The 15,809-nt window shown below is 43.1% G+C and carries 17 protein-coding genes; 3 read left to right on the forward strand and 14 right to left on the reverse strand.

The annotated features are described in order from the left end of the window. Nucleotides 1-31 precede the first annotated feature (31 nt). From L0M13_RS11905 to fadH, 4 genes are all read right to left on the reverse strand, one after another. On the reverse strand, nt 32-907 hold the full coding sequence (locus L0M13_RS11905; RefSeq protein WP_235196700.1) for a transcriptional regulator CcpC: 876 nt from the start codon (nt 905-907) through the stop codon (nt 32-34). Continuing rightward, complete coding sequence (locus L0M13_RS11910; RefSeq protein ID WP_235196701.1) at nt 897-2,375, reverse strand: MDR family MFS transporter; 1,479 nt, start codon at nt 2,373-2,375, stop codon at nt 897-899. Before L0M13_RS11910 ends, L0M13_RS11905 begins: the two co-directional genes overlap by 11 nt. A 66-nt stretch (nt 2,376-2,441) precedes the next feature. After that, on the reverse strand, nt 2,442-2,885 hold the full coding sequence (cbpB, locus tag L0M13_RS11915; RefSeq protein ID WP_052651020.1) for a cyclic-di-AMP-binding protein CbpB: 444 nt from the start codon (nt 2,883-2,885) through the stop codon (nt 2,442-2,444). A 103-nt stretch (nt 2,886-2,988) separates the two neighbouring features. Continuing rightward, nucleotides 2,989-3,756 carry a 2,4-dienoyl-CoA reductase gene (fadH, locus tag L0M13_RS11920; protein ID WP_235196702.1) on the reverse strand — a complete coding sequence of 256 codons (768 nt, stop codon included), beginning with the start codon at nt 3,754-3,756 and terminating at the stop codon, nt 2,989-2,991. A 153-nt stretch (nt 3,757-3,909) separates the two neighbouring features. Between fadH and L0M13_RS11925 the strand changes: the two genes are divergently transcribed. After that, a complete protein-coding gene (locus L0M13_RS11925; protein ID WP_235196703.1) occupies nt 3,910-4,371 on the forward strand; it encodes a YkyB family protein in 462 nt (153 codons plus the stop codon). Between the two features lie 53 nt (nt 4,372-4,424). On the opposite strand, the gene L0M13_RS11930 is transcribed toward L0M13_RS11925, so the two are convergent. The 5 genes from L0M13_RS11930 to L0M13_RS11950 form a co-directional block, all read right to left on the reverse strand. Then, nucleotides 4,425-5,297 (reverse strand): NAD(P)-dependent oxidoreductase, encoded by an 873-nt coding sequence (locus L0M13_RS11930; protein ID WP_260107774.1) that lies wholly within the window; start codon nt 5,295-5,297, stop codon nt 4,425-4,427. A gap of 219 nt (nt 5,298-5,516) precedes the next feature. Then, nucleotides 5,517-6,740 (reverse strand): DUF4129 domain-containing protein, encoded by a 1,224-nt coding sequence (locus tag L0M13_RS11935; RefSeq protein WP_235196705.1) that lies wholly within the window; start codon nt 6,738-6,740, stop codon nt 5,517-5,519. Further along, nucleotides 6,737-7,891 (reverse strand): DUF58 domain-containing protein, encoded by a 1,155-nt coding sequence (locus tag L0M13_RS11940; protein WP_235196706.1) that lies wholly within the window; start codon nt 7,889-7,891, stop codon nt 6,737-6,739. Before L0M13_RS11940 ends, L0M13_RS11935 begins: the two co-directional genes overlap by 4 nt. A gap of 2 nt (nt 7,892-7,893) precedes the next feature. Beyond that, nucleotides 7,894-8,829, reverse strand: a complete 936-nt coding sequence (locus L0M13_RS11945; RefSeq protein ID WP_235196707.1) for an AAA family ATPase — start codon at nt 8,827-8,829, stop codon at nt 7,894-7,896. Between the two features lie 27 nt (nt 8,830-8,856). After that, entirely contained in the window at nt 8,857-9,045 is a 189-nt protein-coding gene (locus L0M13_RS11950; protein WP_235196708.1) for a hypothetical protein, read from the reverse strand. 212 nt (nt 9,046-9,257) lie between these two features. On the opposite strand from L0M13_RS11950, the gene L0M13_RS11955 reads away from it, so the two are divergent. Together L0M13_RS11955 and L0M13_RS11960 are read left to right on the forward strand one after the other, a co-directional pair. Next, complete coding sequence (locus L0M13_RS11955) at nt 9,258-9,872, forward strand: CPBP family intramembrane glutamic endopeptidase (RefSeq protein WP_235196709.1); 615 nt, start codon at nt 9,258-9,260, stop codon at nt 9,870-9,872. 55 nt (nt 9,873-9,927) lie between these two features. After that, complete coding sequence (locus L0M13_RS11960) at nt 9,928-10,647, forward strand: hypothetical protein (RefSeq protein ID WP_235196711.1); 720 nt, start codon at nt 9,928-9,930, stop codon at nt 10,645-10,647. Between the two features lie 88 nt (nt 10,648-10,735). On the opposite strand, the gene L0M13_RS11965 is transcribed toward L0M13_RS11960, so the two are convergent. The 5 genes from L0M13_RS11965 to L0M13_RS11985 form a co-directional block, all read right to left on the reverse strand. Continuing rightward, nucleotides 10,736-11,179: a MarR family winged helix-turn-helix transcriptional regulator gene (locus tag L0M13_RS11965; protein WP_235196712.1), complete on the reverse strand. Its 444-nt coding sequence runs from the start codon at nt 11,177-11,179 to the stop codon at nt 10,736-10,738. 116 nt (nt 11,180-11,295) lie between these two features. Further along, nucleotides 11,296-12,645 (reverse strand): TrkH family potassium uptake protein, encoded by a 1,350-nt coding sequence (locus L0M13_RS11970; RefSeq protein ID WP_235196713.1) that lies wholly within the window; start codon nt 12,643-12,645, stop codon nt 11,296-11,298. A 118-nt stretch (nt 12,646-12,763) separates the two neighbouring features. Then, entirely contained in the window at nt 12,764-14,098 is a 1,335-nt protein-coding gene (locus L0M13_RS11975) for an anti-sigma-I factor RsgI family protein (RefSeq protein ID WP_235196714.1), read from the reverse strand. Beyond that, nucleotides 14,098-14,853: an RNA polymerase sigma-I factor gene (gene sigI, locus L0M13_RS11980; RefSeq protein ID WP_311195563.1), complete on the reverse strand. Its 756-nt coding sequence runs from the start codon at nt 14,851-14,853 to the stop codon at nt 14,098-14,100. The genes L0M13_RS11975 and sigI overlap by 1 nt, the downstream gene beginning before the upstream one ends. A gap of 167 nt (nt 14,854-15,020) precedes the next feature. After that, on the reverse strand, nt 15,021-15,803 hold the full coding sequence (locus L0M13_RS11985; RefSeq protein ID WP_235196715.1) for a TerC family protein: 783 nt from the start codon (nt 15,801-15,803) through the stop codon (nt 15,021-15,023). Between the last annotated feature and the right edge of the window lie 6 nt (nt 15,804-15,809).

Below are 15,809 nucleotides of genomic sequence, written 5' to 3' on the forward strand. Positions count from 1 at the left end.
TATAACGGACATAGCAACTAAATTCATCACTTTAGCTTAATAAAGCGGCATGTTTTTTGACTATATCGACAAATGCCTCAACTTGCCTTAATTGAAACGCCGCATCATAGCCAATCAGCCATGTGTCCCGGGTCAATTCCAATTCTTCTGCACTGCTCGAAAGCGGCATCATATGAACCCCTTCCGTACCGCTTAATGTAATAGAAGGCAAAATCGCATAGCCGATTCCATTGACCGCCATTTGCTTGCAAGTCTCGATTTGATCGACTGTAATTTGGCGTTTTGGATTGGAGGAGAAATGCTTTTGCCACCATTGCTGAATTTCTTCGTAATAATTCGAGTCGCTTTTAAATTGGATGAAAGGGCGCTCGGTTTTCACAACTTCAGCCAAAGTTTGAATTTCCTTATCGACCAAATACAGCGTATCTTTGAACAAGTGGATTTTAGGCCCTTTCCAGTCCGTATGTCCACGTACAATTCCGATATGAGCTTCCCCTTCGTATAAAGCACGGACAATTTCAGAACTCCAGCCGGTGATCAGCTGAATTTTCGCTTCCGGGTAGAGCGTCACAAAATCTTTTAAGACTTTCGGCAGCCAGTTTTGTCCAATGATTGTGGCACAGGCAATTTTTAACGTCCCATGGACTTTCGATGTCAATGTATGAAGAACTTCAAACACTTCTTCTTTGCGCAGAATCATTTCATTGGCGTATTCAATGACCAATTCGCCCGCAGGTGTCGGGGTCAATCCTTTTTGGGAACGGATGAATAATTGTTCACCCCAATCTTTTTCAATTGTCTGAAGCCTTTGGGAAAGCGCCGGCTGTGAAAGAAATAATCGTTCCGCAGCTTTTCGCATATTCCCTTCTTCAGCTAAAATTTTTATGATTAACTCTTCATTGGACATCGCCGTTCAACCCTTTCTTTCTTGGCAAACCGAAAATCAACAGGAAGCTGATGCCGGCAAACAATGCTGTCACGCCGTAGACATTCTGCAACGCACCGCCCAAAGCATCTTGTAAATAGACTAATGTTTCAGCCGGTATCGCTTCCCTTCCTTTTTGTGTCAGCAATTCGTTTACTGAATTCAAATTCAAATTCAGTTCTCGTTCATTAAAATACTTTAATAGGGAAGAATTCAGAAGGCTTCCAAGCAAAGCGACTCCGATGGTGCTTCCTAAATTCCGCATGAACACATTGGAAGCTGTCGCAGATCCGCGCTGCTCGTAAGAAACCGCTGCTTGAATGGAAACGATAAAAGAAGTGCTTGTCAGCCCCATCCCGACTCCTACGAAGAAACTCGACATCGCCGCCCAAAATGGTCCGAATCCCGGTTCCATCAAGACGAAGAGAAGCGTGCCGATCACGAGAAAGACACCGCCTGCCAACGACGTCTTGAAATAGCCGAATTTAATCAGCAGCTTTCCGGAAAAGAAAGAGGCAATCGGCCAGCCGATGGACATCGCAGTTAAGGTGAAGCCAGCCACTGTAGCGGATTGTTCCATCACTCCTGTTACATATGTAGGCAAATAACTCGATACCGCAATTAATATAATGCCTGTGAAAAGTGAAACGAGGTTCGCATATAAAATGGAACGATTACTCCAAATATCAAACGGCATCATCGGATCCACTGCTTTTCGCTCAACTAAAATGAATAATCCAAAGACGAGCAATGCCCCTCCGCACAATACTGCCGACTGCGCCGACACCCACGGAAAGCCGACACCGCCTTCCACTAACCAATAGAGGAAAGCCGTTAGTGAAACTGTTAATAGAAATGCACCGATATAGTCAATCGAAGGCTTCGATTTTTTAGCAGGTTCCACTAAAAACAGCATAACACCGAGCAAAGCCAGGATTCCGAGAGGGATATTCACCCAGAAAACATACTCCCACCCAATGGTTGCCACGAGAATACCGCCGATTGCCGGTCCCGTAACAGCTGATATTCCCCAGACACTCGACAAATATCCTTGGATTTTTGCCCGTTCTTCAGCGGGATAGATATCACCGACAATGGTCGTAGCAATCGGCAAAACGGCTCCAGCCCCAATTCCTTGGATAAACCGGTAGAAAATAAGCATTTCCATTGAGTCCGCTAAACCGCAGAGTAAGGATCCGAACAAAAAAAGCAGGACCCCGATTGCAAAAATCGGTTTTCTGCCGAATATATCCGATAATTTTCCGTAAAGGAGGACCGTTACGGTACTCATCAGCAAATACGAAGAAAACACCCAACTGTATTTTGCAAAACCGCCGAGATCTGCAGAAATGCTTGGCATGGCGGTTGACACAATGGTCGCTTCTACTGCTCCGATAAACATTGCAAGCATGACCGCCGCAAGTACTAGTGGCCTATTTGTTTTTTTCATCTCTTGCCCCTTCTTTCAATTGACAGAAAAAAGGCCTCAAAATGAGACCTTCTTATAAATTCAACATTATTTTCTTAATTGATAAATCTGCTTTTTTAACTGTTTTAAAATGACTCGGCGCGTGAGAATCCCCATAAACATACCTTCAGCATCTACTACACATAGAAAGTTTTGATCAATCAGTAAATCCAAAGCGCGTTGAAAACGTTCAGTGATGTTGATCAGCGGCAAATCTGTCTGCATAATCTCGTCGACTTTTATATCAGGCAAACGTTCATACTCAATGTGTTCTAAACCTAAAATAGCATCCGTAATCCGCTGGGCATTGATTAAACCACAAAAGCGGTATTTAGGATCCAATACGGGAATAGCGGAATATCCGGTTTTTGTTAAGACAAGCAATGCATGTTCAGCACTATTTCCAAGTTGCACATGCGCGACTTTTTCCGATGAAATGATAAATTCTTCAATTGGCGTATCTAAAAAATCTCTGCTAGGTAATGAAATCATGTACTCTTCTCCTTTTGCATCCTAAACGAGTCACACTACTTACTTCGATTTCATCATAACATCTTTATTCGAACTATTCTATTTTGTTCTTTCGCTTTCCGTATTAAAATGGAAATTTATTTAACCACTGCCCGCCATCCAAAGTGACAATTTCACCATTCATATAAGAGGCTTTATCCGACATCATGAAGGCGGCAAGCTCTGCCACTTCTTCCGGTTTGCCCAAGCGGCCGATTGGAATCGACTCTAATGTCCGTTTTGCCGCTTTTTCAGATTCCCATAGTTTATCAGCTCCGCCTGTGCGTTCAATCGGACCAGGAGCGATCCCGTTTACCCGAATGCCGAACTGCGTTCCCCATTCAACAGCCAATGTCCGGGTCAATGACATGACGCCAGCTTTAGCTGCAGCTGAATGTGCGACACCAGCCCCTGCATTCCAAGCATATGTGGCCAGCATATTGATGATATTCCCTTTGATGCCATTTTCAATCCAGTAATTGCCGACAGCGTGGGAACAGAAAAAAGTACCATTCAATACGATATCAATGACGGATTTCCAGCCATTCGGCGTCAGTTTCTCTGCATGGACGATGAAATTCCCTGCAGCGTTGTTGACTAGGCCATCAATGCTGCCAAAAGTTTCATGCGTGAACTTGACCATCGCTTTTGCATGTTCCGGTTCACGGACGTCCATTTGGAAAGCTTCCACTGATCCCCGCTGTGCATCAATGGTTTTCACAGCCTCATTCAATTTTTCCATATCGCGCCCTGTGATGACTACATTGGCACCTTCAGCTGCAAATTTTTGTGCCATATGCAATCCCATTCCACTTGAACCGCCTGTTACAATTATCGTTTTTCCTGCTAGCATGATGCATTTCCCCTTTTTCATTATTTTCCCCGATATGCCTATTATTTAACTAATGGAAATTCACTATTTGCGCCGGTATACACTCGTACCGATTTTTGATATGATGAATCTGTATTGCACTGTAAAAGAATTGTCAAAGAAAGGAATGAGCCCATGTCCATTAAAAAAACAGATTCTGATATCGCCCAAGCCATTTTCACAGTGAATAGGCACGCTAAAACTGCGCCGGACAATCAATATCTGTATGCATTGAAAAAAGAAGCACTTTCTATCATGATTCTTCAAGAACGCGCCCAAAAGATCGGGCTTCACTTCAGCAAAAACCCCCGGAAAAGTCAACAGCAATCTTCAGTCCTCGTAAAATGCGGAAATTATTATTTTCACATGCTGCCGAAAAAAGAAGACTTTGAAAATCTCGAACATTTGGGCCAGCTCGATGAGTCTTATCGAAATCCGCCTAGCCGCATGAACCTTAAGATGGCGAAAGAAATGTTAAGCGAATTGACCGGCCTTACGCCGAAGAAAAAAGAAGAACCGAAAAAACAGTTCACGAAATCTTATCAGCCGCGGCAAATGGATCGATTCTACACGCCGAAAAAATCCTATTTTGATTGATATTAAACACCGAAGCCTTATAGGCTTTCGGTGTTTTATTTTTTATAGCGTTTTTACGATTTGCTGTAGAAATGGATCAATGCCTGTGTGCCATTTTCTTCAAAGCCTTGGTCGGCAAGTTCTTCATACATGCCTAGTGAAAGGCGCAGCCCTGGAAGATTTAAGCCCATTTGCTCTGCTTCTTCTGCAGCGATTTTCATGTCTTTTATAAAATGTTTGATATAGAAGCCCGGAGCAAAATCTTCGCCGATCATCCTCGGAGCCAAATTGGATAACGACCAGGAACCTGCTGCCCCCGATGAAATCGACCGCAAAACAGTTTCAGGATCAAGCCCCGCTTTTTTGGCATAAATCAAAGATTCACAAACACCGATCATATTCGTTGCGATATTGATCTGATTGCACATCTTTGTGTGCTGGCCAGAACCCGTTGGCCCTTGATAGACGATGTTTTCCCCGAACAATTGCAGCAACGGGAGCGATTTTCTGAAAACGGCTTCGTCTCCTCCGACCATAATGGATAGGACCGCTTTCTGCGCCCCGACGTCACCGCCCGATACCGGGGCGTCTAAGACGTCAATCTCATTAGCTTTCGCCTCTTCAAAAATGCGTTTAGCTAAATTGGGTTTGGAAGTGGTCATATCCACCAGCGTACTTCCTTTTCTAGCGTGCTTCAGCAAACCATTTTCACCGAAATACACTTCTTCTACATCACTTGGGTAGCCGACCATCGTAAATACTACATTTGACTGCTCTGCCACTTGCTTCGGCGACTCGGCCAAAACGGCTCCTTTCTCGATCAGCTCTTCCGCTTTTTTAGCGGTGCGGGTATAGATGGAAACTTGATGCCCTGCCTCAAGCAAATGCTTAACCAAACTTTTGCCCATAACTCCGGTTCCGATAAATCCTATTTCCATATGTAACATCTCCTTCAAGTTGTATAATCAGTTTAGCAAAAATCTTCTGATCATTCATCCTTATTTATTGATTCTCAAGGTTAACGACTTTGCGTAAGCTAATAACTTATGAAGCAAATTTGGAAAAAAGGCAAAAAAAAGAGGCCGACCCGTTACCGGACCGACCACAAAAGGGGGAAATGAGAATGTTGCTGTGTTCAAGTATACTATGCCCGCTGGCAACCCCTCTTAAACATCTTTTTTCAAAAAGTTTTCTTTCAATTTTTGGATTTCATTTATAAAGGGAGTTGCTTCTTTTTCCGATATCGACCCTTCACCGTAGCGGACGAAATCATAGGTCTGAAAAAAACTATCCGAAACCGGCCATGCCATTCGGGCAGTCCACTCTTTCACCGTTTCAAAATCTTGTCGCCCTTTCCCTGCCGCTGCTGCTTCCCTATCAAATGCTCGGAATGCTTCTCTGACAATCTGAAGATCCATTTCTCCGTACACAATTGGACTTTTCGCATCAGTTTCTACATTTTCAGGGATGGTTGCAAAACGTTCTACCGACACATGACTTTCCGGCTTTTCGTTTCCTTTTTCGACTTTTACTTTCTTCAGCCAAAAGATCAACGCGATTAAAGCCATTATAATCCCAGCTCCCAAGAAGACTTCGGTTGGAAAATCAAAACTTCCGGACTGGATGATTTCCTGTGCCTGTTCTTCACTTTCATCCGGCCCCATCTTTTCTAAAGTCGCTTCCATTTCGGACTCGGTGGATAAACCGGATAGATAATCCGTCAGTTTTTCCATAATTCCCGCAAACGGCCAAAGGACAACCCGGAGAATTCCGGCCAAAACAAATGCAGTACCTTGCCTTACTTCATCTGCAAGGAACCAAACAAGAAAAGAAAGGACACCGGAAATTCCAACTACCACTAATGCGGCGCTAACCGCCTGCCCTAATTTCACCCCTTGTGTTCTCGCTTCCAAATAGCGGTATGCCATTCGGAAAAACACATAGAAAACAAGGGCACTAGCTACAATTGAGAAAATGATCATTGAGGAATCAGCTAACGGGCTGAACAAGTCCACGATCAGGCTCGCAGAAAATAAGAGAACAAAAATCAGCAGGAAATTTCCGTCTGCATTCAATCCGTCGTCAAGAACCGAAAAGCGGGCATGGAGCCGGTACATGGTTAAAAAGATCAATAATAGAGCAACCCCTACCGATGCGCCGAGCAAAATTGCCGCTGACATGGTGAGCGCAGAAAGGGCAAAGGCTACCCCTACATGATAAGGCCATTTTGCAAAAATGAGAAAGCTAAGAACAGCAACAGCAAAACTTGAAACGAGCCAAATGAAAGCCAGCGGCAAGTCTGTTTCATTTGCGAAAAAAACGAAGATGAGTGAAATCGCGAATGCATCGAGCATATATTTGCCGGCAGAAAGAAAGCGTGCGCTAATCATGCACTTTCACTCCCTTTCATCCCATTTAGCATTTTCAATTCTGTTCTTCGACTCCATCTTGAAGCGAATTCCATCACCTCAGCTGGATCTTCCATCAGGAGATAAGTCGTGAAGGGAAGCTCCGTATGAACATCCAAATGCGCCAACATGGAACGGAATGGCATTGTAGAATGGTTCTTTGAGATCAATGAAAGAAAATCCAACGCTTTTTGGCGCTGCATCTGCCCTTCACCGGAAGCCAAATAAATATACGGTGTTTTTCCGGCGGACCGGATATTAATCGCTACAGAATAAGGAATGCCTTCCCTATAGCAATGTTCTATATAGGAAGCGACTTCTTCTATGCGTTCTTCTAAATTGGTAATGGTGGCATAATGAGAAGCTACATTCATCACAAACAAGATCGACTCATTAGCGACACGTTCAACGATTCTCGTCTGATAATTTTGCATCCTCGCACTGGCTTTCCAGTGGATTTGGTTAAATTGGTCAGTCGGCACATAATCTCTTGTGCCAATCGGCTGGAACGTATCTTCAAAAAGGGAATGCTTTAAATTGAACTGGCCAGGCCGTTGATGGGATGGTGCATAACGGAACGGATTCTTCCGGAGTTTCGGGTAGACGAGCTGCTCCTGCAGAATCATCGGTTTGTATTCCAGCACGACATTTCCTTCGCCAAACGGATGCGGGACGCTGAGTTCCATCTTTTTCAACCGCGCTAAGCCGCGTTGCTTGGCGATTAACGGAACTTTTAACACAATCGTCTCATTGCGTCCCACCGTTAAAGGCAGATCCATTTCTACTAATTCTCCGTAATTCACCATTAAATCGCTTTTGGATTGAACCGCATCAGAAAACCAGATTTTCAAGTTGCCTCCCCAAATCGGCAATCCTTTATTCGCGAAAGCCAACTCCCAGGAAGTTTCACTTCCGTTCAGCACCCGCTTCCGCAGCTTCTCATTTTTAAACTCCAGCCCATTGCCGACTTTAGAAAAATATAGCCATTGAAGGCCCACAATCGCAGCAATAAAGGCGATAACGGCAGCAGCAGCAAATTGCAGAAAAACCAATGCCATAAATAAGAAAACCAGCAAAAAACCGAATATCCATTTGGTGTTTTTAGCATGATGGTCATGTCGGATCCACATCATAATTAGATCGCCTCAACAGGCGAAGGAATAGATTCTGAAATTTCCTGGAGCACATCGCTCGCCTTTAAAACGAGCAGGCCTTCTGCTGATAGGAGCAGCCTGTGCAGAGCGACCGGCTTCAATACATACTTCACATCGTCAGGCGTCACAAAATTCCGGCCATCGATAAACGCTTTTCCTTGTGCCGCATGGACAAGAGCCAGTGCTGCACGCGAACTCAAGCCCAGCTCGATCATCGGATGTTCCCGTGTTGCCCGGACTAAACCAATAATGTACCTTTCAACATCTTCATGGATTTTCACTTTTTTCGCTTCTTGTGACCAGCCTTGAACATCCTCAATCGAGGCCACTGCCTGAATCGTTTTTTTATGGGACACATTGTCCCGGAAGTTTCGGATGATTTTCATTTCTTCCTCTGGAGTCGGATAACCGATTTCCAGACGGAAAAGAAAACGGTCCAATTGGGCCGCTGGCAGCGGGAACGTGCCTTGCTGCGACTCCACTGGATTTTGGGTAGCAATCACAATAAAGGGTTTTGGCAATTGCAAGGTCTCCCCATCGATGGTCGCTTGCTTTTCTTCCATGGCTTCAAGCAAACTCGATTGCGTTCTCGGAGTAGCCCGGTTGATTTCATCTGCCAATAAAAGATTGGTCAAAACCGCGCCGGGACGCAACTCGAATTCTTGAATTTTCGGATTAAAGAAACGGATGCCGGTCACATCAGACGGCAAGACGTCTGGAGTAAATTGCAGTCGTTGGAATTGCCCTGTAAACGATCCAGCGAACGCTTTTGCCATCCAGGTTTTCCCCGAGCCCGGCACACTTTCCAATAACACATGCCCTTCCTGGATCAACGCAATCAACATAAAATCAATTTCTTTTTCCCTTCCGACAATCAATTCATTCAAATGACCTTTAACTTCGCTCAATGTCCCCATTAGGCTCCCCCTTGTATGTATTGCTGCTTATTTTGATGGTTCTTCAGTATATGTATAAATCGTGATGCCGTGATGATAAGCTACCCCTCGAAAATGCTTAAAATCCGGCCGCTTAATTAATACTTTCCGGAATTCCAAAAAATCCTCTTTTTCAATCTTGATGGATTCCAACTCGCCATTTTTCAATTGCTCCAGCATTTCTTCGTAATTGGTCATAGAATATTCTCCTTTCGTCCCTAAATCGACTATTTTCGTCTGTTATAATAATTATTGGATACCTTAAGCTTTCATGTGTAATATAGGTAGCTACACCACCCAAAAATAATTGGTCTTATTTAACAGTATACAACATTAAAATAACTTACACAGTCTTAGCCAAGCCGATCTGGATTTTTAAGAACGGCTTTTCATTTTTAGGAGGATTTTTCATGTTCACTTTTTTAAAAGATCATAAATTGATTTTATTTATCCCGGTGGCACTGTTCTTATATGACTTAGCTTTCCGTGATACTGCTATTTTTTGGTATATGTATACATTTTCCATCTTGGTCTTAATGTCTATCGCCATGCTCTATACGAAAATATTGGATGAAATGCCGACATGGAAGTCCTTGATCTACGGCTTAGTTTTCGGTGGATTGATTTATGCATTGATCGCCGGCGGTTTCCAGTTGATGCAGTGGTCACCGGTTGCAGTCGAAAAGTCTGTGCGTTCTTTCCTTAACACCTATGCTCCGGCCTCAATATGGCATTATTTGCTGCTCATGTTCCTAATCGTTCCAGGAGAAGAAATTTTTTGGCGAGGGTTTGTCCAGCAGGAATTGAAGAAATACATGCCGTTGAAATGGACGATTCTCCTTTCAAGTGTTCTGTTTGCCCTAGCAATCGGCATCAGCGGTTTCTGGCTAGGTGCCCTTGCAGGCTTGGCAGCCGGCCTGGTGCTAGGCGGCTTATACGAGTGGAAGCGCAGCATGCCTTTGCTAATTATCACACATCTCGTTATGATAGTATTATTGTTTCTTATAGCGCCATTGGCTGTTTAAAATGAAACATATTGCCAGGTGAGTGCGTCAACTAGAGTAAAGGGAGGAATTTTTTATGAAAAAGAATTTATTATTTGCAGCATCCATTCTAGCAATCGGCGGTTTCTTGGCTGCATGCGGGTCGGAAGAAACGACTGATGAAAATACCGGATCATCTCCGGACAAGGCTACTGAAGAAGTGGTAGACAACGAAACAGCGGAAGAAACGCCAGCGGAAGAAACTGCTGAGGATTCAGAAGTCGTTGAAGAATCGGAAGAAGATGCAAGTCCTGAAGAAACAGAAGCCCCTTCTGAATCTGTTGATGAAACGGAAGAAGCGGCAGAAGCTGACGAAGCAGCTGAGGCGCCTGAAACAGAAGGCACTGTAACACAAAGCCCTGAACAAGCATATGAAATCACGGTATTGCCTGCCTATGAGCTTACTTCTGAAGAGCCTGGAAAAGATTCACTATTCCTTACTTCAGATTCTTCCGTATTCATGCGTGTGGAAACTTTCTCACCTGACGACCTCGACTTTGCTTATGCAGAAGACATCATGAAACAGACTGTACAAGCCTCAAACGGCGAAGCGGAAATGACTGAAGGGGCAGAACTGGACGGAGAAGAGTACATCAACTCCTCCGTTTATGAAGTTTCAAGCGAAGATGGAAAAGTGACTGGCGTTGTTTATGAAAAAGATGACATGATTGTACGCCTTACTATTTTCGATAAAACCGCTATTGATGCGACTCCTGACTTTATCAAAATGGGACAAACCATCGACTCAACCAACTAAACGAAAAAAAGCAGCCTATAAAGGCTGCTTTTTTTGATGCTTACTAAATTTAAAGGGTATTACTCTTCAATGCCTGTTTCTGCTGTTCTTAATAAGATAAATCCTTGATCGACAATCCAAGTTTTTTCATCAATTCGATGGCTTGCTCTTTTTCTTCACTCGATAAGGCATTTGTCAGTTCATGGAGATGCTTTTCATGTTCTGGAAAGATCTGGCTCATAAATTCATTACCGGCTTCGGATATTTCAGCGTAAGTGACACGACGGTCAGACGGGCAATTGACGCGCGTGATATAGCCCCTTTTCTCCAGCTTATCAATAACATACGTAATAGATCCGCTCGCAAGCAGGATTTTACCGCCAATTTTCTGCAGAGGCTGTTTGCCTTTATGGTAAAGAAGCTCCAAGACAGCAAATTCTGTCGGATTCACGCCATTTGCTTGGAAAAATTGATTGGTTTGTTCAGAAATCGCTTTATGTGCGCGCGACATCACGATAAATAATTTCAACGATTGCTTTATATCTTCATTCATTCTTTTCACTCATTTCCGATTAAAAATCTATTATACCAATTATAATCATTAAATCGAAAAAAGGCACGGTTTATAGTCTTTTTGTGGCTTTTTCTGTATTTAAAGCAAGCAAATCTTTACCCGATGATCACGCGTTCTTTAGGATAATGGAACTTTGTTGGATCAGTCTTTCCACCTATCGTGAACAGGAACGAGATCAAGCCAACCCGTCCGATAAACATCAATGCCATGATGATCAATTTACCCGGACTGGATAAGTCTTCGGTGATGCCGAGCGACATTCCGCAAGTTCCAAATGCTGAGGTGATTTCAAACACAATTTCGATGAGGCTAGCAGCCGGCTCTGTTAAGATCAATGCCATTGTTGCTGCCAAGACCATGAATCCTGCAAGGATAATTACAGCGTAAGACCGGAATACATCAATCAATTGAATTTCTCTTTTGAATATTTGTATCGTATTTTTTCCCCGTGCGAAATTGATCAAGAACAAAAGCGCAATGGCAAAAGTCGTTGTCCGAATACCGCCTCCAGCTGAACTTGGCGAAGCGCCAATAAACATCAATGCACTCATAAACAGATTGGTCGCTTCACTAAATTGAGTGATATCCATAGTTGTCATCCCGCCAGAACGGGAAGAAACAGAGTGGAACATCGCAGCAAAAAGCGTTTCATGCCAAGAATAATCTTTAAAAGCTTTAAAAGATTCGAAAGCCAGCAAAACCACGGTTCCTATCACCAATAATCCTCCGAACGTGACGGTCGTGATTTTCGTGAATAACGAAAAACGGAATTTCTTGTTTTTATTGGATAGAAATTCTTTCAGTTCGATCAATACAGGAAAACCGATTGCCCCTAAGATGATCAGGATCATATTAATGATTTGCACAAAGTAATCATTAAAATAAGGAGCCATCGACTGGCCAGTAATATCAAATCCACCATTGGTCGTTGCACTGACTGAAGCAAAAATCCCTTGCAGCATGGCTTCGTCGAATCCATCGTAATACTGCGTAAAATACAAAGTGAAAATAATGGCTCCGACTGCTTCAATCAGCAAAAGGATTTTAATGATTTCCCGAATCAGCTTAACCGCTCCGGACATGTTGAATTGGTTGTGGTCTACCATAATCAATTGGCGCTCTCTCAACCCGATGCGCTTGCCGACCAATAACCAGAAAAATGTCCCGATGGACATGATTCCGATCCCGCCTAATTGCAGGATGAACAGTAAAATCGCAATGCCGAAAATAGAGTAGGTTTCTGAAATATTGATAACCGTCAATCCTGTCACACTTACTGCACTCACAGCTGTGAATAATGTATCAATCCAGCTTATTTCAACCCCAGGCAAATGCACTTTCGGCAAGCTGAGCAGCAAAAAGGAAAAGGCAATCGCTACGAAATAATACGAAACGATTACCTGCGCAGGCGTTAATGACCTAATTTTTTGCAGCGATTTATTCATAACTTTTAATTCCCTTCAGCCTTATCTTCTTTCCTTATTCTATGAAAAGAATGTGGAAAAAGAAAGGATAAAATAAATTACTTTCCTAAAACAAGCGAAAAGAGCAGAAGAAGGACTTCTACTCTTTTCCGTTTTTCCCTTTATTATTTCCAGTTTGTCCATCTGGATTTTTCTTGTCTTGCCCTGGCGGTGTTTGCTTTTTCTCTTGGCCAGGCGGCGCTGCCTTCTTCTTTTCCTGTCCTGGAGGTGTTTGCTTCTTTTCCTGTCCAGGCGGCGTTGCCTTTTTCTTTTCCTGTCCTGGCGGTGTTTGCTTTTTCTCTTGGCCAGGCGGCGCTGCCTTCTTCTTTTCCTGTCCTGGAGGTGTTTGCTTCTTTTCCTGTCCAGGCGGCGTTGCCTTTTTCTTTTCCTGTCCTGGAGGTATTTGCTTCTTTTCCTGTCCAGGCGGCGTTGCCTTTTTCTTTTCCTGTCCTGGCGGTGTTTGCTTCTTTTCCTGTCCTGGCGGTGTTTGTTTTTTCTCTTGGCCAGGCGGCGTTGCTTTTTTCTTTTCCTGTCCTGGCGGTGTTTGCTTTTTCTCTTGGCCAGGTGGCGTCGTCTTTTTCTTATCTTGGCCAGTCGGCGTCTGCTTTTTCTCTTGTATAGGAGGAGTTGCTCGATTTGAACGTTCCGGTGCTGTCGCTTTCTTCTCTTGTTCTGGTGCAAGATTTTCTTTGTTCTGCTCAGAAGAGTCAGGCGGTGCTTTTACCGGATCTTTCTGCTTACTTTTTTCTTTTAAAGGCGGCTTGCTGTCCGCCGGAGTTTCTTTCGTTTTTGAAGATTCCTCAAAAACTTTAAAGTCCTCTACTTTTTGGCCGACTGGCACATTTTCCTTAATAGATTTTCTCCATTGCTCAGGGCTTGCTTCTTTTAAATGGACTTCTAATTTTTCTTTTGCCACTTTAGCTGAAACAGCCAATACCGCAGCTTCGAGATCAGCCAAACTTTCTTTTTCATCGCCAGTCACTACCGTTGTAATGGTCACTTCTTCTGTCGATTCCCGTAATGACAACAGGATGGCTTTTTCCAGAACTTCATCTACCGATAGATTTTCCCAATCCTTTATCTTCGAAATGACTTCCAGGCCATCTTTATTTAGTTCCCTTAACGATACCACTCGGAAATTCTCATCAATTCCCATTTCAATGCTCGGATTTACTTCTATCTGCACATAGGCATAAGCTTCATTTGAAGGAAGTACTGTTGATAAAACAAGCATGAGGATGGCCGCCGCTAACACAGCCGGTGCCAACATCATCCCTACGCGGCTTTTGGCTTTTTTTACTTTCGGAAAGAAATAAGCCTCTTCTCCGACAGCCGCTTCATCCGCTGGGCGGCCCTCTACAAATCTGCCATCCTTTAAGATGAAGACGGAGCGGTCCTTATTCAATTCCAGACAAATTCCTTTTTGCATCTGCATTAAAGCAACCGCTCCTTTAAATAATCTTTTAAATAATGTAAATCACTTTTGATCAAAATAATAATAGCGATAATATACTTCCGATTCCGTTCAATGGTTTTTCGGGACACTTTGACATGTTGTTCAATTTCTTTAATCGGCAATTTCTTTTTTTCGTAAAGATAGTCAAAGTATTCTTCTGTTTCTGCTATCATCTGTGCAATTTGCACGGCCGTTTTTCTAGCATCTTCATGAGCAGGTGAAACTTTAGCTAAGACTTGGAAACTGAGCTTGTATTCTGCGAGCATCTGCTCATATAAGTGAATTTCTTCTTTGCGGATCTCTGCTTGCTTTTTTACATCGTAATGTTTGATAGCTGCATCGGCTTCAATCCAATGATTGGTCTCATCACTATCTATCTGAACTTGGAAATCATGGCTGAATTCCGAGCGGTTACTTTCTTTTCGAATAAAATCAATCACTCTTCTGCGAATGATTAAATGGGCAAACGTTAGAAAGGAAGCATTTTTATCTTTTTCGTATCCTTTAACAGCTTCATGAAATGCTGACAACGCAATGCTCCATTCGTCATCATGCTGATCGATGAATCGTTTGCATACTTGTGCTGCAGTTTTTTTTACAAAAGGGGCATAAGATTGAAGCAATTCATTTAAAGCCTCTTCATCCCCAGCTTTGGCGAGCAGCGCTAATTCTTCAGCAGAATGTTTACCATCTCGACCAAATAACCCTGTTATTGCAGACAAAAGCATGACCATTCACCTCTTTTCATTTCTTCACTACTCCTGATTGTAACGGCAGCATTTCGAAATGAAAAGGAAGAGTTAACTTGCTCTCTATATATATTCGGAGATTTTTACATCTTTATGTCCGCATCTAAAGAATAATTTTCCAAAAGAAAAAGCCTCCCGAAGGAAGCTTTTTATCAAACATTCTCTTGCTTGCTTTTACGTACCCCTAAAACGGCACTTACTACGACAATACCGATTAGAACTGTCCAGAACGTAAGCGTCCATGGTGTTGAATGCGGGAAGTCATGCGGCAAAATACCAACATTTTCGTGTGCCAAAGTCATAACAAGAAGTTTGACCCCAACCCATCCGACAATGACAAATGCCCCTGTTTCAAGTTGCGGATACTTCTCAAGAAGCTGAACAAATTTATGGGCTGCAAATCGCATGATGATAACACCGATTAAACCACCCAATAGCATAACTGTGAATTGACCGGAGTTGATGCCGCCAATTTCTTCGACGCCGAATAGATCCAAATGAGGCAAGGTTACTGCAAGTGCAACAGCCGCTAACATAGAGTCAATCGCAAATGCGATATCTGCTAGTTCGACTTTTAAAACCGTCATCCAGAAACCAGAACCTTTTTTCTCGACTTTCTCGCCTTTATCATCGAGAATTTGATCACTGTCGCCTTTACGCTGATCGTAAATGCTCTTAACCGAGATAAACAGGAGATAAGCTGCTCCTAGGGCTTGGATTTGCCAAATATTCACAAGTAATGTGATCATGAATAGGGCTGCAAAACGGAAAACAAATGCCCCAACTAATCCGTAAAATAAAGCTTTTTTCTGTTGCTCTTTAGGCAAATGTTTTACCATTACTGCCATTACCACTGCGTTATCCGCAGCGAGCAGCCCTTCAAGCCCTACTAAAACCAACAGGACCCAGGCATACTCCAATAATACTGCTTCCATCTTCTT

Origin of the sequence: Planococcus sp. 107-1, assembly GCF_021513255.1 — a bacterium.
Taxonomy (GTDB): Bacteria; Bacillota; Bacilli; order Bacillales_A; family Planococcaceae; genus Planococcus.